This is a genomic window from Acidiphilium sp. 34-64-41 (genome assembly GCF_002282635.1).
GTDB classification, from domain to species: Bacteria; Pseudomonadota; Alphaproteobacteria; order Acetobacterales; family Acetobacteraceae; genus Acidiphilium; species Acidiphilium rubrum.
In genome coordinates this window covers 1-21,005 of record NZ_NCJX01000012.1, presented here as the reverse complement: position 1 = coordinate 21,005, position 21,005 = coordinate 1, and the positions used below count along the sequence as shown (strand labels likewise).

Annotated in this window: 21 protein-coding genes; 9 read left to right on the top strand and 12 right to left on the bottom strand. The window is 64.7% G+C overall.

Going from position 1 to position 21,005, the window contains the following annotated elements; all coding sequences use genetic code 11:
* Positions 1-15: 15 nt before the first annotated feature.
* From B7X49_RS03735 to B7X49_RS03720, 4 genes are read right to left on the bottom strand one after another with little or no spacing between them, the layout of a single operon-like run.
* Positions 16-1,044 carry a glycosyltransferase family 4 protein gene (locus tag B7X49_RS03735; protein WP_286838322.1) on the bottom strand — a complete coding sequence of 343 codons (1,029 nt, stop codon included), beginning with the start codon at positions 1,042-1,044 and terminating at the stop codon, positions 16-18.
* Between the two features lie 44 nt (positions 1,045-1,088).
* Positions 1,089-1,511: a hypothetical protein gene (locus B7X49_RS03730; RefSeq protein WP_286703467.1), complete on the bottom strand. Its 423-nt coding sequence runs from the start codon at positions 1,509-1,511 to the stop codon at positions 1,089-1,091.
* The gene (locus tag B7X49_RS03725) at positions 1,508-1,846 is read right to left on the bottom strand and encodes a rod-binding protein (protein WP_035228212.1); all 339 of its coding nucleotides are present in this window, start codon (positions 1,844-1,846) and stop codon (positions 1,508-1,510) included. Before B7X49_RS03725 ends, B7X49_RS03730 begins: the two co-directional genes overlap by 4 nt.
* The gene (locus B7X49_RS03720; RefSeq protein ID WP_286703503.1) at positions 1,843-2,940 is read right to left on the bottom strand and encodes a flagellar basal body P-ring protein FlgI; all 1,098 of its coding nucleotides are present in this window, start codon (positions 2,938-2,940) and stop codon (positions 1,843-1,845) included. Before B7X49_RS03720 ends, B7X49_RS03725 begins: the two co-directional genes overlap by 4 nt.
* A gap of 159 nt (positions 2,941-3,099) precedes the next feature.
* Here B7X49_RS03720 and B7X49_RS03715 point away from each other — a divergent pair, with 159 nt between their 5' ends.
* Together B7X49_RS03715 and dksA are read left to right on the top strand one after the other, a co-directional pair.
* On the top strand, positions 3,100-3,492 hold the full coding sequence (locus B7X49_RS03715) for a flagellar assembly protein FliX (protein WP_286703466.1): 393 nt from the start codon (positions 3,100-3,102) through the stop codon (positions 3,490-3,492).
* Positions 3,493-3,614: 122 nt separating this feature from the next.
* Positions 3,615-4,028, top strand: a complete 414-nt coding sequence (gene dksA, locus B7X49_RS03710; RefSeq protein WP_175612098.1) for an RNA polymerase-binding protein DksA — start codon at positions 3,615-3,617, stop codon at positions 4,026-4,028.
* Between the two features lie 60 nt (positions 4,029-4,088).
* Here dksA and B7X49_RS03705 read toward each other — a convergent pair whose 3' ends face one another.
* From B7X49_RS03705 to B7X49_RS03690, 4 genes are read right to left on the bottom strand one after another with little or no spacing between them, the layout of a single operon-like run.
* Positions 4,089-5,549 (bottom strand): AMP nucleosidase, encoded by a 1,461-nt coding sequence (locus B7X49_RS03705; protein WP_286703465.1) that lies wholly within the window; start codon positions 5,547-5,549, stop codon positions 4,089-4,091.
* Complete coding sequence (locus B7X49_RS03700) at positions 5,546-6,880, bottom strand: MFS transporter (protein ID WP_286703464.1); 1,335 nt, start codon at positions 6,878-6,880, stop codon at positions 5,546-5,548. Before B7X49_RS03700 ends, B7X49_RS03705 begins: the two co-directional genes overlap by 4 nt.
* Positions 6,877-8,304, bottom strand: a complete 1,428-nt coding sequence (gene hydA, locus B7X49_RS03695; RefSeq protein ID WP_286703463.1) for a dihydropyrimidinase — start codon at positions 8,302-8,304, stop codon at positions 6,877-6,879. Before hydA ends, B7X49_RS03700 begins: the two co-directional genes overlap by 4 nt.
* Positions 8,304-8,999: a TetR/AcrR family transcriptional regulator gene (locus tag B7X49_RS03690; RefSeq protein WP_286703462.1), complete on the bottom strand. Its 696-nt coding sequence runs from the start codon at positions 8,997-8,999 to the stop codon at positions 8,304-8,306. The genes hydA and B7X49_RS03690 overlap by 1 nt, the downstream gene beginning before the upstream one ends.
* Before the next feature lie 111 nt (positions 9,000-9,110).
* Between B7X49_RS03690 and B7X49_RS03685 the strand changes: the two genes are divergently transcribed.
* The 7 genes from B7X49_RS03685 to B7X49_RS03655 all read left to right on the top strand — a co-directional run bounded on the left by B7X49_RS03685 (position 9,111) and on the right by B7X49_RS03655 (position 16,732).
* The gene (locus B7X49_RS03685; RefSeq protein WP_286703461.1) at positions 9,111-10,478 is read left to right on the top strand and encodes an NAD(P)-dependent oxidoreductase; all 1,368 of its coding nucleotides are present in this window, start codon (positions 9,111-9,113) and stop codon (positions 10,476-10,478) included.
* The gene (preA, locus tag B7X49_RS03680) at positions 10,471-11,766 is read left to right on the top strand and encodes an NAD-dependent dihydropyrimidine dehydrogenase subunit PreA (protein WP_286703460.1); all 1,296 of its coding nucleotides are present in this window, start codon (positions 10,471-10,473) and stop codon (positions 11,764-11,766) included. Before B7X49_RS03685 ends, preA begins: the two co-directional genes overlap by 8 nt.
* Positions 11,763-13,271, top strand: coding sequence for an NCS1 family nucleobase:cation symporter-1 (locus tag B7X49_RS03675; RefSeq protein WP_286703459.1), 1,509 nt, complete (start codon positions 11,763-11,765; stop codon positions 13,269-13,271). Before preA ends, B7X49_RS03675 begins: the two co-directional genes overlap by 4 nt.
* Positions 13,268-13,402, top strand: a complete 135-nt coding sequence (locus tag B7X49_RS03670) for a hypothetical protein (protein ID WP_286838316.1) — start codon at positions 13,268-13,270, stop codon at positions 13,400-13,402. Before B7X49_RS03675 ends, B7X49_RS03670 begins: the two co-directional genes overlap by 4 nt.
* A 70-nt stretch (positions 13,403-13,472) precedes the next feature.
* Complete coding sequence (locus tag B7X49_RS03665; RefSeq protein WP_081849011.1) at positions 13,473-13,700, top strand: DUF3311 domain-containing protein; 228 nt, start codon at positions 13,473-13,475, stop codon at positions 13,698-13,700.
* A gap of 10 nt (positions 13,701-13,710) precedes the next feature.
* Positions 13,711-15,243, top strand: coding sequence for a monocarboxylate uptake permease MctP (gene mctP, locus B7X49_RS03660; RefSeq protein WP_286703458.1), 1,533 nt, complete (start codon positions 13,711-13,713; stop codon positions 15,241-15,243).
* Between the two features lie 259 nt (positions 15,244-15,502).
* Positions 15,503-16,732: an MFS transporter gene (locus B7X49_RS03655; protein ID WP_286703457.1), complete on the top strand. Its 1,230-nt coding sequence runs from the start codon at positions 15,503-15,505 to the stop codon at positions 16,730-16,732.
* Here B7X49_RS03655 and B7X49_RS03650 read toward each other — a convergent pair.
* The 4 genes from B7X49_RS03650 to B7X49_RS03635 form a co-directional block, all read right to left on the bottom strand.
* Positions 16,721-17,923, bottom strand: coding sequence for a hypothetical protein (locus tag B7X49_RS03650; protein WP_286703456.1), 1,203 nt, complete (start codon positions 17,921-17,923; stop codon positions 16,721-16,723). The genes B7X49_RS03655 and B7X49_RS03650 overlap by 12 nt on opposite strands.
* Positions 17,924-18,019: 96 nt before the next feature.
* On the bottom strand, positions 18,020-18,817 hold the full coding sequence (locus B7X49_RS03645; RefSeq protein ID WP_286703455.1) for a class III extradiol ring-cleavage dioxygenase: 798 nt from the start codon (positions 18,815-18,817) through the stop codon (positions 18,020-18,022).
* Between the two features lie 71 nt (positions 18,818-18,888).
* Complete coding sequence (locus B7X49_RS03640; protein ID WP_286703454.1) at positions 18,889-20,337, bottom strand: lyase family protein; 1,449 nt, start codon at positions 20,335-20,337, stop codon at positions 18,889-18,891.
* Between the two features lie 44 nt (positions 20,338-20,381).
* Positions 20,382-20,819, bottom strand: a complete 438-nt coding sequence (locus tag B7X49_RS03635) for a hypothetical protein (RefSeq protein WP_286703453.1) — start codon at positions 20,817-20,819, stop codon at positions 20,382-20,384.
* Positions 20,820-21,005: the final 186 nt, after the last annotated feature.

The window sequence follows — 21,005 nt, the reverse complement described above, 5'->3', positions numbered from 1 at the left end:
CGGGTGCGGGGCCGGTCAGTGCGCGATGATATCGCGCAGCGCCGCGGCCTGATCCGGCCATTCCGGTAGCGTGCGGGCGTGAGCCCAGGCGATGCCGCCCATTTCGGCGCGCAGGGCAGGGCTGAAGATCAGCCGGCGGAGCGCTTTTGCGAGTTGGGCGACATCATCGACCGGGGCGACGATGCCGGCACCGGTTGCAACGAGGCTGCCGGCGGCACCGCCATCGGTGATGGCGACGGGCAGGCCACGGGCCATCGCTTCGGCGATCACCATGCCGAAGCCTTCGAAGCGGGTTGCCAGGGCGAATAGATCGGCGCGCGCCCAGGCGGTATCGAGGGCAGCACCTTCGAGTGCGCCGTGTCGCTCTACCCGGCCGGACAGGCCGGCTTGCTCGATCAGCGTATCGAGGCTGTGAGCATAGGTTTCATCGCGCGGTTCGCCGGCCAGGATCAGACGCCAGTTGAGGTCGGTCAGGGTCGCGAGGGCTTTCAGCAGGACATCGTGGCCTTTGCGATAGGTGAGGGTCGCAAGAGACAGAATGGTGCAGGGCGCGCCGAACGGCGCATCGGCATCGATCGGGCGGCGGGTCTGGTGATCGGTGCCGGGGACCAGAACATGCAGCCGGTTGGCTGGTACGCCGAATTCCTGGGTAAGGCGCTCCGCGATCGGTGCGCTGGCCGCGATGACTTTGCGAAAACCGGGCAGCACGGACAGTTCGAGCGCCTTGAGCGTACGGCGGCGCGGCTCGGGCGTGCCGGGTTCCAGCGCCGTTGGGTGATGGATCAGGGCGACGGCTCCGCGTGCCTGCAGCGCGGGGATGACGGCCTCCGCGTATTCGAACGCGGCACCTTCGACGATGATCGAGGCTGATGGATCGAACCGCTCGGCGAAATCGGGCGCAGGTGGTGACGCCAAGGCAATCACCTCGGCGGTGCCGCCCATGTCGTTCCAGGCGGCGAGCAGGCGGCGATGGTAGAACGATGCGCCGGAGACGGATTCGAACGGCGCGATCGTGATCAGAATGAGACGCATGAGATTGGCCATGCCATAGCGCGCCGGCAGTGACCAGAGATTGGCCGCTTGGGCGGTTATGCACGCAGCGTCAGCGCGACCGGCGCTGTGTTCCGGTGGGATGATTCGGCACCGTTGTGGCCGGGATAATGGCCGTCGAGCGGTTCAGGGTCGATCGCTTGCAGGATGGTCGCGATGACGCGTTGCTGCGTGTCGATCGAGCGGCGCAGCAACAGGCGGTTCTGCTCGATCGCGCTGTCCAGCCGGCGGTGCAGCGCCTCCGGCATCAGGCGTGGCGAGGGCGGTTGATGATGGGTGAGGCTTTCGAGCGAAACGATCGCAAGGCGTTTGGCATCGGCGAGCGCGCCGCTGGCACCGAAATCCGATTGGCGCAATGCTTTGTTTTCCGCCTCGAGGACTGTGGTGAGGGTGGTCACCGCATCGAGCAGCGGTGAGGGTTCCGGTGGCGGGACGATTTTGGTGGGGGATTTGGTGATCATTTTTTGACTCCTGTCGACATGCGGAACGCCGGTGCGGGGCCCTGCTTTGCCTGTTCGCCGGCCAGGGTGGTTTCGATCATCGGCGTGAGGCCGAGGCCGCCGCGCGCTTCCATCGATTTGGCGATGGCATCGATCAGGAAGGGCTGAAACTGTCGAGCGGCTGTGCCGCCGCCGAACGGCGCATCGGCCTTGCCCATGGTCTCGAAGATCGGTTTCAGAAACTGGGCGATCGCCATGGCTTCGAATTTCTGCGCGGTAGCATCCGTCGTGCGCGCTGCCGGGATCGTGCGGGTCGCCGGCGGCAGGATCGGGACCGATCCGATGGTACCGCTCATTGCACGATCAACTGGGCTTGCAGCGCGCCGGCCGCCTTGATCGCCTGGAGAATGCTGATCATGTCGTGGGGTGCGACCCCGAGGGAGTTCAGCCCGCTGACCAACTGGCGCAGACTGACGCTGCCTTTGACGATTGCCATTTTCTTGCCTTTGCCTTTCTTGACCGAGATTGTGGTTTGCGCGGTCGCAACCGTCTGACCGTTGGAGAGCGGGCCCGGTTGGCTGACCACCGGCGTGTTGGTGACCTGCACGGTGAGATTGCCCTGCGCGATGGCGACCGTGCTGATCCGCACATCCGCCCCCATCACGATCGTGCCGGTGGCTTCATCGACCACGACCGTCGCGGGTGAGGACGGCTCCACTTTCAGATCCTCGATCGCGGCCAGGTCGCTGACGACGTTGCGGCCTTTCAGGTCGAGCGTAATGGTTCGCGGATCGTCCATCGTGGCGATGCCAGGCCCCAGATCGGTGTTGATCGCGTCCGCGATTCGTTCGGCGGTGGTGAAATCGGGGTTGCGCAATTCGAGTTTCGGATCGGTCTGGGTGGCGAGGGTGAAATTGACCGACCGCTCGACGATGGCACCGTTGGTGATGCGGCCGACCGTCGGCACGCCTTGGGTGAAGGAGGAATTGGCACCGCTCGCCTTGATCGCGCCGGTGACCAGCGAACCCTGCGCCACGGCATAGACCTGGCCATCCGCGCCGAGCAGCGGGGTGACCAGCAAGGTGCCGCCGGTGAGGTCCTTCGCATCGCCCAGGGCTGAAACGGTGACGTCGATCTGTTCGCCGCTGTGGGAAAACGCCGGCAGATTGGCCGTGACCATGACCGCGGCGATATCCTTGGTTTGCAGGCTGGCGGCTTGATCTTCGGTGTTGACGCCCAGGCGTTCGAGCATGCCGATCAGCGACTGGCGGGTAAAGATCGCGTTGTTGAGCGAATCGCCGGTGCCGTTGAGCCCCACCACCAGCCCGTAGCCGATCAATTGGTTATCGCGGATGCCTTGGATATCCGTGATGTCCTTGATACGGACCTGCGCCCGCGCCGTGCCGATGCAGGCAAGGGGCGATATGGCCAACACGCCGGCGATGACCATCAGGCCGAAGCGCCGCAGGATCGGCCGGGATGGGGCGGGCTGCGATGATACGATTGTGCTCACAAATCCGGTTATCGCAGTAAAAAGTTAATACTTTGCAGCTAAACATGCGTTCGTCGGCAAAATTGCAAAACGCGCAAAACGCTTCGAGGAGTTGGCATGACACGGGTTTCAGCATTGTCCGGGGTCGCTCCGGTCCGGTCCGGCGGCACGGCCGCCAGAGCCGCCAACGCCGGTTTCACGCCGCGCCAGCCCGCCACGGCATCGGCGGGCCCGGTGTCGGCGGTCATTCCGGCCGGGCTGATCGCGCTGCAGGAGGATACCTGCCCGCAGCACCGCGACCGCTCGGCACGGCGCGGCGGCGAGCGCGTGCTCGGCGCCCTGGGCGCCATCCAGATCGCCACCCTGAACGAGGATGGCGGTGCCGCGCTCGCCGCGCTGAACGACGCCATCGCGACCATGACCGAGCCTGCCGACCCGGTTCTGCGCCAGATCATCGGGGCAATCCGGCTGCGCGCCAAGGTGGAACTTGCGCGGCGTGACCAAATATGACGGCTCGGTGAATTGCCGCAGCATGGCTCTTGGCGTCAGGCAGGGCCGAAGCTATAAGCCGCCTGCGCGCGGCCGATGGCGACCCCCGGCTGGCCGACTCGTTGGAGAGACTCATAATCATGCTGATCACTCTCGCCCCGGATTATGTACCGAGTGACGATGAAGAATTCATGAATCCGATGCAGGTCGAGTATTTTCGCCAACGGCTGCTACGCTGGCGGCACGATCTGCTGATGGAAGCGAACGGCACCCTCGCCAGTCTTTCGGAGGGAGGTATTCTGGAGCCCGACATCACCGATCGGGCCAGCGTCGAAACCGACCGCGCGCTTGAGTTACGCACCCGCGACCGCGCGCGCAAGCTGATCGGCAAGATCGATCAGGCAATGGCGCGAATCGAAGGCGGCACCTACGGCTATTGCGAGGAAACCGGCGAGCCGATCGGCTTGAAACGCCTGATGGCACGGCCGATCGCCACATTGTCGATCGAGGCGCAGGAACGTCACGAGCGTCAGGAACGCATCCAGCGCGACGACTGATGCCGGAGCGTGGCAGTGGCGGACATTGTGGTTGCGCCGTCGCCGCGCTGTTGATCGAGTTTAGCGGAATCCGGGTTCGACGAAGCCGCGCAGCTTGCGCGAATGCAGCCGTTCGACGCCCTGGCGGCGCAAAATGTTCATGGTTTCGATGCCGATCATGATGTGTTGATCGATGCTGGTGCGGTAGAATTCATTGGCCATGCCGCGCAGTTTCAACTGCCCGTGCAGCGGCCGGTCCGATACGCAGAGTAGCGTGCCGTAGGGCACCCGAAACCTGAAGCCGTTGGCCGCGACGGTGGCGGACTCCATATCCACCGCAATCGCCCGGCTGCGGTTGAAGGCGGCGAAATACGTGTCGAGCTGGATTTCCCAGTTTCGGTTGTCGGTGGTCGCGACGGTGCCGGTGCGCAGCCGGGTTTTCAACTCATGGTCGCGCAGGCCGGTGACCAGCGAGGTCGCTTCGGCCAGCGCCACCTGCACCTCCGCGATCGCGGGGACCGGCACCCATAGCGGCAGATCATCGTCGAGCACATGATCGGCGCGGACATAGCCATGCGCCAGCACGTAATCGCCGAGCACCTGGCCGCGCCGCAACCCGGCGCAATGGCCTACCATCAGCCAGCAATGCGGCCGCAGCACCGCGATATGATCGGTGATGGTCTTGGCATTGCTCGGCCCGACGCCGATGTTGACCAGGGTGATGCCGTCGCCGTCCGGGCGTTTGATATGATAGGCGGGCATCTGCGGCAGATTGCGGCTGAATGCGTCGGGATCGATCGTGCCGCCCGCGGCGATCTCGATATCGCCGGGCCCGACGAAGGCGTTGACCTCGCCTGCCCCGAGTTGCGCGCGCGCATAGGCCACGAAGGCATCCGCATAGCGCTGGTAATTGGTGAACAGCACGAAGGACTGGAAATGACCCGGGGCCGTGCCGGTGTAATGGTGCAGGCGCGCGATCGAATAATCGACCCGCTCGGCGGTGAACAGCGACAGCGGGTTCGGCGCATCGACCAGCGGCCGGTTGGTGCTGTTGGCGATCGCGTCGTTGATCGCCCATAGATCGGGCTTGGTCGAACGATCGAGCAGCGCCTCGTAATCGAAATCGGCGGCGGCACCCGAGGCATCCGGGGCGGCGAACGCGAGCGGGATCGGCGTCGCGCTGGGGCCGACATGCACGGCACAGCCGTGGTGATGCATCAGCCGGCTGATTTGTTCGTGGTAGTAGGAACCGAAAATATCCGGCCGTGTCAGCGTCGTGCCGTAGATGCCGGGTTCGAGAAACACGCTGTGCGACAGCCGCGCATCGACGTTGAGTTGCTCTTGCGCCACCGAAAACGCGACGTAGGGGTAGGGTGCCTCGACCGGGCCCGGCGCTTGTGGATCGGCCACCAGGGCGCGGAACCCGGCGCCGATCCGGGCGAGGCTCTGGTCGTAGATGCGGCGGATTTCATGGACTGCTGCCGCCGCATCCTCATAGGCGGTGAGCGGGCCGATCGCGTTCAGGTTCAGCCGGGCGGTCATGAGCGATCGGCGATCGTTTCGCCCGAGGCGATGCCGAGCGCCGCGCCGCCGCCGGTTTCGATGCCGAATGCCGACCACAGCCCCGCCCCGGCCAGCCCGACCAGCCAGACCGCGAGGTTGAAGCCGAGATATTCGCCGATCGTCAGGTTCTGGGTCACGAAAATGGTCACGACATAGCATCCGATCGAGATGAACCGCACCAGCGCCGTCATCGAACCGCGCACCGCGGTCGGCCAGATTTCGGCCTTGAACGTATCTTCGGTGATATATGCGATGTTGATGAAGAAGTTCAAAACGAACACCAATGCAAGAAACCGCAAGGCGTCGCTATGCCACCAGCCGCGCGTCAGCACGATGATCAGGCTGATCCCTGAACAGGCGACATAGCCGAGCAGCAAGGTCCGGCGCCGGCTGAACCGGTCGCCCGAGAGGAAGATCGCCCCGGAAATCACCGCCGCCAGCCCGGCGGCCAGCAGAATTTGATCGGTCAGGTTTTTGAAGAAATACGGCCCGACCACGTAGGTGATCATGCCATAGCCGGCCGCGTTGCCGAACGACATCATGGTGCTGCACGCGAGCTTCAGGCCCATGCGTGGCAAGCCCATCACCTGTCGCCATGACGATGTCGCTGTGGTGGACGTGCGCAACTCCGCCTCGATCGCGCCGATCCGTGCGGCCGCTTGATCGGGGTAGAAATGCTCGGCCTCGCGCACCGCCCGCGCCGGATCGATGCCGTAGAGCCAGCGCAGTGATTCCGGCGTCCGGCCCCGCACATAGAACAGCACGGCGACGATCACGAACCCCACACCGCCGACCACCGCGCGCTGCACCGGTACCGAGCCGTAGGATGATGAAAATGCGGCAACGGCGAGCACCAGCCCACCAATCGAGACGAAGCTGACCGCCGCCATCGTGGCCTTGCCCCGGTGGCGCGGCGGCATCAGCTCATGCGAGGCGATCAGGATCGTGTTCATCTCGCCACCCGAGGCCAGCAGCATGATCGCCAGAAACAGCAGGATCAGCCCGTAGCCCTGGCTGAACGCAAGCCCGAGCGCACCCACGCCGTACAGCGCCATGGTGACATAGAACATAAGCTTGCGCCCCAGCCGGTCCGACAAGGGGCCCGAGATCGCGATGCCGATGATCAGCCAGATCGGTGCCCAGGCCAGCAACAGCGAGAGCAGCGATTTCGGAATGCTGACCCAGCCGGTCGCGACCGATGCCACGCCGAACGCATAGGCTTCGGCCAGCATGCCGATGGCGAAGGACAGGAAATTCCAGCTGTCGGTCGGGCACCAGGTGATGCGGCGGTCCGCTGCCTGGGCCGTCACGCGCCGCGCACCAGGCTGTCGAGCGCCGCAGGGCGCGGCACCGCCGGCGTGAAACAGGGCCGCTCGATGTAGCGCCCGGCACCGCGCACCGGGCGGAGATCGCCCTCGGTGAAGACCAGCGCGCCGCCGGCAATCGTGTGGCGCGCCACACCGGTGACCTCCATGCCCTCGAACACGTTGAAATCGACGGTCTGGTGATGCGTGCTGGCGGAAATCCGCCGCCGCGCCGCGCCGTCCCACACCACGATATCGGCATCCGACCCGACCGCGATGCTGCCCTTGCGCGGATGGATGTTGAAGATCTGCGCCGTGTTGGTCGAGGTGATGCGCACGAATTCCTGCGCCGTCAGCCGGCCGCTGCGCACGCCATGATGCCAGAGCACGCTCATGCGATCCTCGATACCGCCGGTGCCGTTGGGGATCAGGGTGAAATCATCACGACCGGCGGCCTTTTGCGGCGCGCAGAAACAGCAATGATCGGTCGCCGTGGTCTGCAACTGGCCCGAGGCGAGCCCTGCCCATAGCGCGTTCTGGTGGTGTTTGGCGCGAAACGGCGGGCTCATCACATGGGCGGCGGCGAACGCGGGATCGGGGTGGTGATAGACGCTTTCATCGATCACGAGATGCTGGGCCAGCACCTCGCCGAACACGCGCTGGCCGGTTGCACGCGCCCGCGCGATGGCAGCCGCCGCCTGTTCGGTCGAGACATGCACAATATAGACCGGTGTGCCGATGACATTGGCGATGGTGATGGCCCGCTCGGCCGCCTCGCCCTCCACCGCCGGCGGGCGGGACAGCGCGTGGCCCGCAGGACCGGTGATGCCGGCGGCGAGCAGGCTGCGCTGGAGATGAAACACCGCCTCGCCGTTCTCGGCATGCACGGTCGGCATCGCGCCGAGTTCCAGCGCGCGGGCGAAACTGTTCAGCAGCACGCCGTCATCGACCATGATCGCGCCCTTGTAGGCCATGAAATGCTTGAAACTGTTCACCCCGTGGCGCTGCGCCAGAATGCCCATCTCCGCATGCACTTGCTCTGACCAGCCGGTGATCGCGACATGGAAGCTGTAATCCGCCGCCGCCTTCTTGGCCCGGCCGCGCCAGATGTGATAGGCATCGAGCGGCGATTCGGTCGGGCCGGGGATCACGAAATCGATGATCATGGTGGTGCCGCCAGCGAGGCCCGCAGCGGTGCCGGTGTAAAAATCCTCGCTCGCCACCGTGCCCATGAACGGTAGTTCCATATGCGTGTGCGGATCGATACCGCCGGGCATCACGAAGGCGGCCTCGGCATCGACCACCACAGCACCACCCGGTGCATCGAGATCCGGCCCGATCGCGGTGATGATGCCGTCCACGCAGAGCACGTCGGCCCGCGCCATCCGCTCGGCGGTCACGATCGTGCCGCCCCTGATCAACAGACTCATCAACGCTCCTTGGGTGAGGGTGGATCGATGCCGCAGCCGCGCAGCACGAGTTGCACGATCAGCGCCTGGCCGGCGGCGAACTGCTCGGCGCCCAGCGCCGGCACGCCGAGCACGGCCGCAATCTGGCTGTCGAAATCCGCATAGGTCTGGGTCATCGCCCAGAGCAGGAACAGCAGATGCCGTGGATCGACCCGGTCCATCTTGCCCTGGGCGATCCAGCCCTCGATCACCGCGGCCTTTTCATCGACCTTGCGGCGGAGTTCGAGGCCGAGATACGACCGCAGATGCACCGCGCCGTGCAAAATCTCGTTGGCGAACACTTTAGAGGCGAACGGCCGGTCGCGCGAGTAGGATAGTTTCGCCGCGATATAGGCGCGGAACGCAGCCCCCGGCTCGGCGCCGGGATGAATACTGTCCGAAGCATTCAGCCAGAGGGCGAGGATGTTCTCGAGCACCTGCGCGTACAGGTTTTCCTTGGTTCCGAAATGATAATGCAGATTGGCGCGCGGCAACCCGGTTGCCGCGGCAAGGCTCGCCATCGTCGCCCCGGCTAGCCCGGCCTGCGCGAAGACCGGCTCCGCCCGGGCCAGACTGCGCTGGACGATCCGCACCGAGCGGTTCTGCCGTGCGCCGGCTGCCTTGCCAACAGGCAACGCCGCGATCGCCTCGGCCGAATCTTGCGCCGAATCTTGCACGATCTCCGATCATACCTCGCTGAAAATTAGGCCATCTGATCAATTTCAGAAATAACTTGACCGACCAGTCAGGTTTGGTCAAGTTCATTTCGGTCACGGAGGCTCCCTGGCATGAACGATAGGTCCGTCCCGGATGCATTGTTGTCGCCGCCCGATATCGCCTGTTGCCGGCTCGATCCGGTGCGGCTCGAAGCCCTGTTCGCCGATATCCACCCCGCTTTGTCGCCCGACCAGGCCGCCATCGCGGCGGCGCGCTGCTATTTTTGTCACGACGCCCCATGCATCGCCGCCTGCCCGACCGGCATCGACATCCCCGGCTTCATCCGCGGCATCGCCACCGGCAATCTAACCGGCGCGGGTCAGCGCATTCTGAAATCGAACATCCTCGGCGGCTCCTGTGCCCGGGTCTGCCCCACCGAAATTCTCTGCGAGGGTGCTTGCGTGCGGACGGCGCAGGAACAGCAGCCGGTCGCGATCGGCGCACTGCAACGGGTCGCGACCGACCATGCGATGCGCGCACCGCAAAGCTTCAAGCGTGCACCCGCCACCGGGCGGCATGTCGCCATCGTCGGCGCGGGACCCGCCGGGCTCGCCTGCGCCCACGCGCTCGCGCTGCGTGGCCACGCCGTCACGCTGTTCGAGGCGCGCGACAAACCGGGCGGGCTCAATGAATACGGCATCGCCGCCTATAAGCTGACCGATGATTTCGCCGCGCGCGAAATCGCTTTCGTTCTCGGCATCGGCGGCATCACCTTGAAAACCGGCCAGCGCCTCGGCCGAGACATCCACCTGCCAACCCTTCGTCAGACGCATGATGCCGTGTTCATCGCCCTTGGTCAGGCCGGGGTGAAGGCGCTGGCGCTGCCGGGCGAAGATTTGCCGCAGGTGATCGATGCGGTCGATTTCATTGCCGGCCTGCGCCAGAGCCATCCCGCCGCTGTCCCGATCGGGCGGCGCGTCGTCGTGATCGGCGGCGGCAACACCGCGATCGATGCGGCGACCCAGGCCAAACGCCTCGGCGCCGAACTCGTGACCATTGTCTACCGGCGCGACCGCGCGGCGATGGGTGCCACCGGTGCGGAACAAGACTGGGCGCTGACCAACGGCGTCGCACTCCGGCTGTGGGCCACGCCGGTCGCGTTCGAAGGCGAGGGCGCGCTCCGCGCCGTCCGTTTCGCGCGCACCGCACTCGACCCGGCCGGCACGCTGCACGCCCTGGCGGATCACTTCACAATCGAGGCGGACATGGTGCTCAAGGCGGTCGGCCAGACCCTGGTGGCGGGCGATGCAACCGGCCCCGCCCTGTACGCCAACCGCATCCTGATCGATCCGCTCACCCATGCCACCAGCCTGCCCGGCGTGTTCGCCGGCGGCGATTGCGTCGCCGGCACCGATCTCACGGTTCGCGCGGTGCAGGACGGCAAATGCGCCGCCGCCGCGATCGATCGTTTTCTTGATCAAGGGGCGCATCATGGCTGATCTTCGCACCAGCTTTGCCGGCATCCGCGCGCCCAACCCGTTCTTCCTCGCCTCCGCGCCGCCCACCGACAAAGCCTATAACGTCGAGCGCGCTTTTCGCGCCGGCTGGGGCGGCGTGGTGTGGAAAACCCTGGGTGAAGACCCACCGGTGGTCAACGCCAGCAGCCGCTACGGCGCGCTCGGCTTCCAGGGTGAGCGCCTCGCCGGGCTCAGCAACATCGAACTGATCACCGACCGCCCGCTGGAACTGAACCTGCGGGAAATCACCGCGGTCAAGCGCAATTGGCCCGATCGCGCGATGATCGTGAGCCTGATGGTGCCCTGCACCGAATCCAGCTGGCAAGCGATCCTGGCGCGTGTCGAGGAGACCGGCGCCGATGGTGTGGAGCTCAATTTCGGCTGCCCGCATGGCATGTCCGAGCGCGGCATGGGCGCGGCGGTCGGGCAGGTGCCCGAGTATGTCGAAATGGTCACGCGCTGGTGCAAGCAGCACACGCGAATGCCCGTCATTGTCAAACTCACGCCCAACATCACCGATATCCTGATCCCCGCACGCGCCGCCCGGGCCGGCGGTGCCGACGGGGTGGCTCTGATCAACACCATCCAGTCGATCGTCGGTGTCGATCTCGACAGTATGGCCCCGCTGCCGGCCGTCGATGGTCTCGGCACGCACGGCGGCTATTGCGGCCCGGCGGTCAAACCGATCGCGCTGCGCATGGTCGCGGACATCGCGCGCGATCCCGCGATGGCCGGCCTGCCGATCTCGGGTATCGGCGGCATCGCCACCTGGCGCGACGCCGCCGAGTTCATCGCCCTCGGTGCGGGCATGGTGCAGATCTGCACCGCCGCGATGCATTACGGATTCCGCATCATCGATGATCTGACCGATGGTTTGGCGAACTGGATGGATAGCAAACACCACGCGACCATCGCTGATCTGCGGGGCAGGGCGCTCGGCAATTATGTTCCCTGGCACGACCTCAACCTCGCCTGGAAGACCATCGCGCGGATCGATCAGGCCAGCTGCATCGGCTGCGGCCTGTGCCACATCGCCTGCGAGGATACCGCGCACCAGGCCATCGTTGCGCGCCGCGGCGATGGGCCGCGCACCTATGAGGTGATCGAGGCGGAATGCGTCGGCTGCAACCTGTGCCATCACATCTGCCCGGTCACCGGCTGCATCACCATGCAGCCGCAAACCGCCGGCCTGCGCCAGACGTGGCAGGATCACCCTAACAACCCGCTTCGCCAAACCCCAGCAGTCCCCAACGCCGAGGCCCTGACATGACCCGTGCCACTTACGCCCAAACCGACCTGACCAATGCCGACCTTGCCCCCACCACGGCGGCGCAGCGCAGTTGGCGTTGGTATCATTTCGTCGCGCTCTGGATCGGCATGGTCATGTGCATCCCGTCCTACACGCTGGCTTCGAGCATGATCGGCGCCGGCATGTCCTGGTCGGAGGCGGTGCTGACGGTTTTCCTCGGTAATCTGATCGTGCTGGCGCCGATGCTGCTGATTGGCGATGCCGGGGCGCGCTACGGCATTCCCTACGCGGTGCTCGCCCGTGCCTCGTTCGGCACCACCGGTGCCAGGCTGCCCGCGATGATGCGCGCGCTGGTCGCGTGCGGCTGGTATGGTATTCAGACCTGGTTCGGCGGTGAAATGATCTACACGCTGGGTGGCGTGTTGGTTGGCCATCCGATCGGCGGTGCGCCGATCCCGGTGCTCGGCATCGATGCTGCCCAACTGGTCTGCTTTCTGCTGTTCTGGGCGATCGAGCTTTGGTACGTGCTGCATGGCATCGAGGCGATCCGTAAGCTCGAGACCTACACAGCACCGGCCAAAATCGTGATCTGCGCGCTGCTGCTGGGCTGGGTCTACCATAAGGTTGGCGGCTTTGGCCCGCTGCTCGACAAGCCGTCCGCCTTCGCCGCCGGTGGAGCGAAGGCCGGGCAGTTCTGGGCGGTGTTCTTTCCCTCGCTCACCGCGATGGTCGGCTTCTGGGCGACGCTTGCGCTGAACATTCCCGATTTTACGCGCTTTGCCAAAACCCGCGCCGATCAGGCGATCGGTCAGGCGATCGGCCTGCCGGTGCCGATGGGACTGCTCGCGGTGTTCTCGGTGCTCGTCACCTCGGGCACCGTGGTGATCTACGGTGCCGCCATCTGGGACCCGGTGACCCTGGCCGGCAAAATGAGCGGCGCGGCCGTGCTGCTCGCGCTGGTGTTTCTTCTGGTCGATACCATCAGCGTCAACCTTGCGGCCAATCTGGTCGGCCCCGCCTATGATTTTTCGTCGCTCAGCCCGCGTCATGTCAGTTACCGGACCGGCGGCATGATCACCGCGGTGATCGCGATTGTGATGATGCCCTGGAAAATCCTGGCTTCGACGCATGGCTACATCTTCACCTGGCTGATCGGCTATTCCGCGCTGCTCGGCCCGATCGCCGGGATTCTGATCGTCGACTATGTGTTCATCCGCAACCGGCGGCTCGATGTCGCTGAATTATATCGAGCGAACGGCCGCTACACCTATCGCGGTGGCTGGAACCTCGCCGCACTCGCGGCGTTGATCCTGAGCATTCTGCCCAATCTGCCCGGGTTTTTGAATGCGGCGTTTCCGGCGAGCTTCACCCATGTCGCGCCGCTGTTCGTGACACTTTACACATATTCCTGGTTCGTCGGGCTCGTGATCGCATCGGTGATCTATGCGGGGCTGATGTGGGGCGTGCGGGTGGCCGAACAGCGCGAAGCCGCGCCCGCGCTTGCCACCGGCGATGCCATGCGGTGATCCAGCGCCCGATCCAGCGCCCGATCCAGCGGGGCCGCGACGTGCGTTCATTCCACCCGGTTTTTCCGGATGCCGGCGCCGCGTGCGCGATCATTGTGCTGTCCGGGCGCGGGATTCTTGCCACGGCTTGAGGGATCGGCCTAAACCTCCGGTAACGGCTCCGGCATCGGGGCCATGAAACCGGGAGGTCCAAGCCACGCCATGTCATCACCCGATTGGTCATCACGCGAGCCGGAGCCGGAGCGCGGCAGACGCGTGTCCGCCTGGCGGTTTCTGCTGCTCATCCCGTTCATCGGCACGCTATGGGTGCCGTTCTACAACCACGCCCTTCCGGCGGTGTTCGGGTTTCCGTTCTTCTACTGGTATCAGCTGGTAGCCGTGCCGCTCTCGGCGGTGATTATCTTCATCGTTTATAAAGCCGAGAGCTGAGGGCAGGACCATGGATATCGCGATCGTCATTTTTGCGGTTCTACTCGTGCTCGTGCTCGGCCTGGGGTTTGCCGCCGGGCGTTGGCGCAGCGGGGATATGACCAGGCTCGATGAATGGGGCCTCGGCGGGCGGCAATTCGGGGTGATCATCTCGTGGTTTCTGATCGGCGGGGATATCTATACCGCCTACACCTTCATAGCGGTGCCCGCGCTGATGTTCGGGGCCGGGGCGCTGGCGTTTTTCGCAGTGCCGTACACGATTGTCGCCTACCCGATCCTGTATGTGATCTTTCCGAAATTATGGCGGGTGTCCGCCAAGCACGGCTTCGTCACCGGACCGGAATTCGTGCGCGGACGCTACGGCAATCGCTATCTGGCGCTCGCGGTGGGGATAACCGGCATCGTCGCGACCATGCCGTATATCGCGCTGCAACTGGTGGGAATGCAGACCGTGATCGGCGGATTGGGGATCACCGGGGCGGGATTCGGTGCGCATCTGCCGCTGATCATCGCCTTTCTGGTTCTGGCGGCGTTTACCTTCACCTCCGGCCTGCGCGCGCCGGCGATGATTGCGATCGTCAAGGATCTGTTGATCTATCTGACCATCATTGTCGCGATCATCGTCATTCCAACCGAACTCGGCGGGTTCGGCGCGATTTTTGCAAAAATCGCGCCGGCCAAGCTGCTGCTGCCCAAGCCGCCGGCCGGCAGCGGCGGGCTCTATTCCGGCTACGCCACGCTCGCACTCGGCTCGGCGATGGCGCTGTTTTTATACCCGCACGCAACCACCGGCGTGCTCTCGGCGCGATCGAGCGAAGTGGTGCGGCGCAACGCGGTGATCCTGCCGGCCTACTCGCTGATGCTTGGGCTGATCACGCTGCTTGGAGCCATGGCGGTGGCGTCGGGCGTTGCGACCATGCCGCAATTCGCGGCCGGGTTTAAGGAATTCGGCACCAATTTCGCGGTCCCCGCCTTGCTGATCCAGACCCTGCCGCCCTGGTTCGTCGGCATCGCGTTCGCCGCCATCGCGATCGGCGCGCTGGTGCCCGCCGCCATCATGGCGATCGCCTCCGCGAATATCTTCACGCGCGACATCTGGCGCCAGTTCATCAACCCGCGCGTCACCGCCGGACAGGAATCGATGGTCGCGCGGCTGTTTTCCATCGTGATGATCATCGGCGCGCTCGCCTTCATTTTTGCGCTGCCGCTGAAATACGCCATCCAACTGCAATTGCTCGGCGGCATCTGGATGATCCAGATTTTTCCGGCCATCGTGTTCAGCCTGTTCACGCGCTTCTACAACGGCTGGGCCCTGCTGGTCGGCTGGGCCTGCGGCATCGGCCTTGCCACGCACTACGCACTGCTCAATCACCTCGCCGGATCGATCTACCCGTTCCACATCGCAGGCTATACCTTCCCCTGCTACATCGCGATCGCAACCTTCGTCGTCAACGTCGCGGTCGCCACCATCCTGTCCCCCATCCTGAACACCATCGCCTCCGACCGTATCCACGACGTTACCACCGAAGCTGATTACGGATGAGGCCTGGGGGCTGGGGATGGTTAAGCAAGCAAGGCCAGGGGCTCTGCCCCTGGACCCCGTTAAAGGCGGAGCCTTTAAAATCCATTAGTTTTAGGCGAGGGGAGGGCGTTACCTCGCATTTGTCGCGTGTATGGGCTGGACAGCCCTCCCCTCGCCTAAAACTAGCGGGTTCTAAGGGCCTCGCCCTTAGCGGGGGTCCAGGGGGCAGAGCCCCCTGGCCTTGCTTGCTTACCGACGCCCCAACCCCCAATCCCCATCCATGATCAGCCGCGTGGCGGGGCGGCGGGATGCGGCGTTTGGGTTTATCATGGCCACGATTTTGTTGGACATGTTGGCGATGGCGATTGTGTTGCCGGTGTTGCCGAAGCTGGTTTTGGGGTTGGTGTCCGGCAATGTGGTGTTGACGGCGCATGTATTCGGGTTTTTTGGCGCGGCGTGGGCGGCGATGCAATTTGTGACGGCGCCGGTGTTGGGGGCGTTGTCGGACCGGTTTGGCCGGCGGCCGGTGATTTTGGTGTCGTGTCTGGGGCAGGCGGTTGATTTTGCGGTGATGGCGTTGGCGCCGGATGTGGCGTGGTTGTTTGTCGGCCGGATTTTGTCGGGCGCATCGTCGGCGAATATTGCGGCGGCGAATGCGTATATTGCGGATGTGACGCCGGCGCAGCGGCGGGCGGCGGCGTTCGGGGTTTCGGGTGTCGCGGCGGCGCTGGGGTTTGTGTTGGGGCCGGCGCTGGGCGGCATTTTGGGCGGCATTTCGTTGCGGCTGCCGTTCTGGTTTGCGGCGGGTCTGGCGCTTGCGAATTTTTTGTATGGGTTGGTGGCTTTGCCGGAATCCCTGTCGCGCCGGGCGCGCACGCGGCTGAGTTGGCGGGGGTTGAATCCGTTATCGGCGCTGGGGTTTTTCAGGCGGCCGCGGATTGCGGCACCGGCGAGCGTGTATGCGTTGGGAACGCTGGCGTTGCAGGCGGTGCCTTCGGTGCTCGTGCTCTATGTGCAGGACCGATATGGCTGGTTGCCGCTCGAAATCGGGTTGACCCTGGCGGCGGCAGGGGTGGGGTTTGCCTTGGTCGGCGGGTTGCTGGTCGGGCCGGTGGTGCAGCGGTTCGGCGAGGTGCGGGCGCTGGCGATGGGGTTGGCGGGCGGCGCGATAGGGTTTCTGATTTTTGGTTTTGCCCGGCACAGCATGGTGTTCTGGCTGGGTGTACCGGTGTTTTCGCTGTGGGGATTGGCGATGCCGGCGGTCCAGGGCGTGATGGCGCATCGGGTAAGCGATGCCGAGCAGGGGCGGTTGCAGGGGTTGCTGGCGAGTTTGACCGGGCTGACCGCGTTGATCGGGCCGCTGTTGTTCACCTCGGTGTATGCGAATTGTCTCGGGCCCGGCGGCGTGGCGACGGTGTGGACGGCGGGGTTGCCGCTGGTGGTCGCGAGTTTGCTGCTGGTGGCTTCGGTGGGGCCGGCGTTGCGGTTGCGCGGCGGTTCAGCGGGGTGACGACGGTGCAGGCGCGGGGGCTGAGCCGGGTTCGTTAAAGATTTTGTTGATGACGCGATCGGCGACCCTGCGGCGGTAGCGGTGGGCTTGTTGGAGGCGATCGAGGATGCGGGCCGAGAGCGGGATGGTGGTGTTTTCGAGCCCGATTGCGGCGAGCCAGGCGGGCAGGTCCGCGGTTTCGGGCGTTGTGATGGCGCACTGGGTTTCGAACGAAAACAGCGATTCGAGCGGAAGTTCGGATGCCGGGCGGATCATGCGTGCGGCATCGAGCCCCGTGGTTGGTAATTGCCATTCCGTGCACAGCGCCCGATTGCCGGGGCCGAAGCGTCTGGCGAACCGGTGTTGCAGATCGGCGCTGCTGGTGGACTGATCCGTACTGGCGGCGATGCGCATGATGCGGTTGCGCTCAATCGGCGAGGGTCGCTGGCCGGTGCGATTGCGATGGAACGTGTAGAGCGCGGTTGCGGTTGACTGGCGGTGGTTGGCGGTTTCGCGACCGGGGCTTGGTCGCAGCGCGTCGGTGAGGCCGAACAGGCCGGCGAAGTCGGCGACGATGCCGCCCGGGCCGAGGTCGTGGTAGTTGCGCAGGATGATCCTGGCATCGGTGCTTGCCCGCAGCGGGGCGAGGGCACGCTGATAGTCGAAGCAATGCACCGCCTCTTCGAACCGGCGGTGGCCGGTTTGCAGGATTTCATCGGCGTGGCGTTCGTAATCGGTGCCGATGCCGTGTTTGATCAGTTCGAGGAACAGGGTTTCGGCATACGCGATCTGGTTGCGAAGGTAGATGACCAAAACGAGTTTCCGGCCGGCTTGGCCCGCCAGACCGTGCAGGATGGCGGGTCCGTCGGCGCCGGTCAGCAAGGTTTCGAACTCCTCGCTCGACAGGATAACATCGCCTGCAAATCCTGCGATTTCGGCGAGCAGGGCAGGAGGATCGCCATGCGCGGGGTTGCAGAGCTGGTGGCGGACCATGTGCCAGGCCAGGTTGTGGTGCGCGCTGCTGCTGGGGTCGCTGCTGATCCGGCCTGGTCGGTCCCGGCTTCCGGCGTAGGGGTAGAGGAACCCGGCCGCGCGTAATCGTGTTTCGCTTGACCGCAGCGTTGCCTGCAGGGCGGTGCTGCCGGTTTTATGAAAGCCGCAATGGATGATCAGCCTTGGGTCGCCCTGCATCACGATTGGTTTGCCTCTCACGCGATGTGATGCAGACCGATAACACGCAATTTAAGATTGTTTAAATGGATTCGGCTTATCCGGTGTGCGGCATCCGAAACCCCTTGCCGGTCCGGGTCAACCGAACCCGTAGGCGTCCATGCGCAGGATGGCGTGTTCGGTGGAATTGTGCAGGCGTTGGGCGGTGTGCGCGTCGCCGGCGGCGCCGAGGGCGGTGAACAGCGGGAGGAGATGTTCCTCGGTCGGGTGCTCGTCAGCGGCGTGGGGCGCGTGGGTGCGGTAGTGGATCAGCGCATCGACATCATGGGCGGCGATGTGTTGGTCCATCCAGGCGCTGAATGCGGTGACGTCGGCGGTTTCCGGGGCATCGACCGCTTGGCCACGGAAGCGGCGCAGATCGTGGGTGAAGCTGCCGGAGCCGATGATCAGCACGCCTTCGGCGCGTAGCGGTGCCAGGGCCTGGCCGATGGCGTAGGCATAAGCGGGGCCGCGATGGGATTGCACGGAAAGTTGCAGGACCGGCACATCAGCATCCGGGTAGGCGAGCATCATCGGCACCCAGGCGCCGTGATCGAGGCCGCGGGCGTGGTCGATGCCGGTGGGAAAACCGGCCGCACCGAGCAGGTCCGCGATATGGGCGGCGAGCGTGGCATCGCCGGGTGCCGGATACTGGATTTCGAACAGGGCGCGCGGGAAGCCGCCGAAATCATGGATGGTCTCGTTGCGCGCGACCGCGTTGACCATGGGACGTTCGGTTTCCCAATGGGCGGAGACCATCAGCACGGCACTTGGCCGGGGCAGGGTGGTGCCGAGCTGGGCCAGGAAATCACGCGCGGGGGTGCGGGTGATGGCGAGCATCGGTGAGCCGTGGCTGACGAAAATGCTGGGCAGGTGGGTCGGGATTGCAGTGTCCATCATATGTCTCGCTCGCTCAGAAGGTTCCGGTGAGCATAAGCACCACCACCGCAGAGGGCCAGTGCCGGATTTCAGGCACCGGATAATCCGGTGCCGACCAAGCGGGCAGGATCGACGATGCGGTCGAACGTCGCACCGTCGATGCCGCCGTAGGCGATGGCGGCCTCGCGCAGGGTGAGGTTTTCGGCCTCGGCGTGGTGCGCGACGGCGGCGGCGCGGTCGTAGCCGATTTCCGGGGTGAGGGCGGTGACCAGCATGAGCGAGCGGCCGAGCTGGTCATCGATCCGGGCGCGGTTAAGGGTCGTGCCGGCGACCGAGAAGCGGTTGAGCGTGCCGCACGCATCGGCGAGGTTGCGGCAGGCGCGCAGGATGTTGTTGATGATGAGCGGGCGCATGGCGTTGAGTTCGAAATTGCCCTGGCTGCCGGCGAAGGCGACGGCGTTGTCATCGCCGATCACCTGGATGCAGACCATCACCATGGCTTCGCATTGGGTCGGGTTGACCTTGCCCGGCATGATCGAGGAGCCGGGTTCGTTGTCCGGCAGGATGAGTTCGCCGATGCCGCAGCGCGGGCCGCTGGCGAGCCAGCGCATGTCGTTGGCGATCTTCAGGCAGGCGACCGCGAGGCCGCGAATCGCGGCCATGGTGGCGACCAGAGCATCGAGCGAGGCTTGGGCCGCGAATTTATTGGGCGCGGTAACGTAGGGTTTGCCGGTGAGGCTGGCGATCTGGCCGGCGATGGCAGCACTGAAGCCGGGCCAGGCGGTGATGCCGGTGCCAACCGCGGTGCCGCCGGCGGCGAGTTGGTAGAGTTCGGGTTTGCAGGCATCGATGCGCGCGAGGGCGGTGCGAAGCTGATGGGCGTAGCCGGACCATTCCTGGCCGACGGTGAGGGGCACCGCGTCTTGCAGATGGGTGCGGCCGGTTTTGGCGATGTCGAGCCAGGCCTGGGCCTTGGCTTCGATCGCGGCGGCGAGGGCGGTGGCGTTGGGGAGCAGTTGGCCGTCGAGCGCGTCGATCGTTGCGATGTGCATCGCGGTTGGAAAGGTGTCGTTGGAGGATTGGGCGAGGTTGAGATCATCGTTCGGGTGAACCGGCGCTTTGCTGCCGATGGCACCGCCGAGCAACTGGCTGGCACGGTTGGCCAGAACCTCGTTGATGTTCATGTTCGACTGGGTGCCGGAGCCGGTCTGATAAACGAACAGCGGAAAGTGATCGTCGAACTCGCCGTTAACGGCTTCATCGGCGGCGCGAATGATCGCGGCGGCTTTCCACGCCGGCAGGTGGCCGGCTTCGGCGTTGACCATGGCGGCAGCTTTTTTGACGATGGCGTAGGCCCGGTAGACCGCGAGCGGCATGCGGTCCGCGCCGATGGCGAAATGTTTGAGGCTGCGTTGGGTCTGCGCGCCCCAGTAGCGATCGGCCGGCACCTGGATGTCGCCCATCGAGTCGGTCTCGGTGCGAAAGCCGGTGGCGTCGATGCCGATCGGCAGGTCGTGCAGGGTGGGATGCGCGGTCACTTCCAATAATTGGGAGGTCCGACCGGAAAAGCGAACCCCGCTTGTCAATTAACGGCGTAATATACCGGATTTTTTGTCGTTGCTTCGAGGAACGTCGGGGGCGGGAGGCTGTTGCCAATACTCAAGCTGTATCCCCGGGTACGACCAACCGGCTTTTCAAGTTCGACCAGCTTAAATTGGCTTGGCCATGTCTTGATCACCCCATCATTGACGCTCAGGCCGCTCGGAATATAAGCGGCCAATTGCCGTACTATGGTTTTGCCCGAGTAGGATTTTCCGCCGGTATGGCTGGTGGCGACCCCGGGGATAACAAAAACATGAAACGTGCCGCCTTTCGTACCACTTACGACGATATCGAAATGAGCCTTGCTGTCTCGTTGATGAATTCCCTTGGTGATCTTGATCGTTGCGGTACTGCTGGCAAGAGCCGCTCTCACAGCCTTGAATTTGGCATCCATACCGACGGGGTCATCACCGCTCATCCCGGCAATCAAACTGATTTGGCCAGCTAGATCAATCATTTCAGCCTCGCTTAAACTGCTTTCGTGATTACTCCATTTCCCTTGGTTTGACGCGTGCCTATCCGGTTAAGTCAGACACCCACTACATGTGGGGTGGACCCATGCTCCCGAATAAAGCTGGGCATAGGTTGGCGCCTCGGCGCCGCC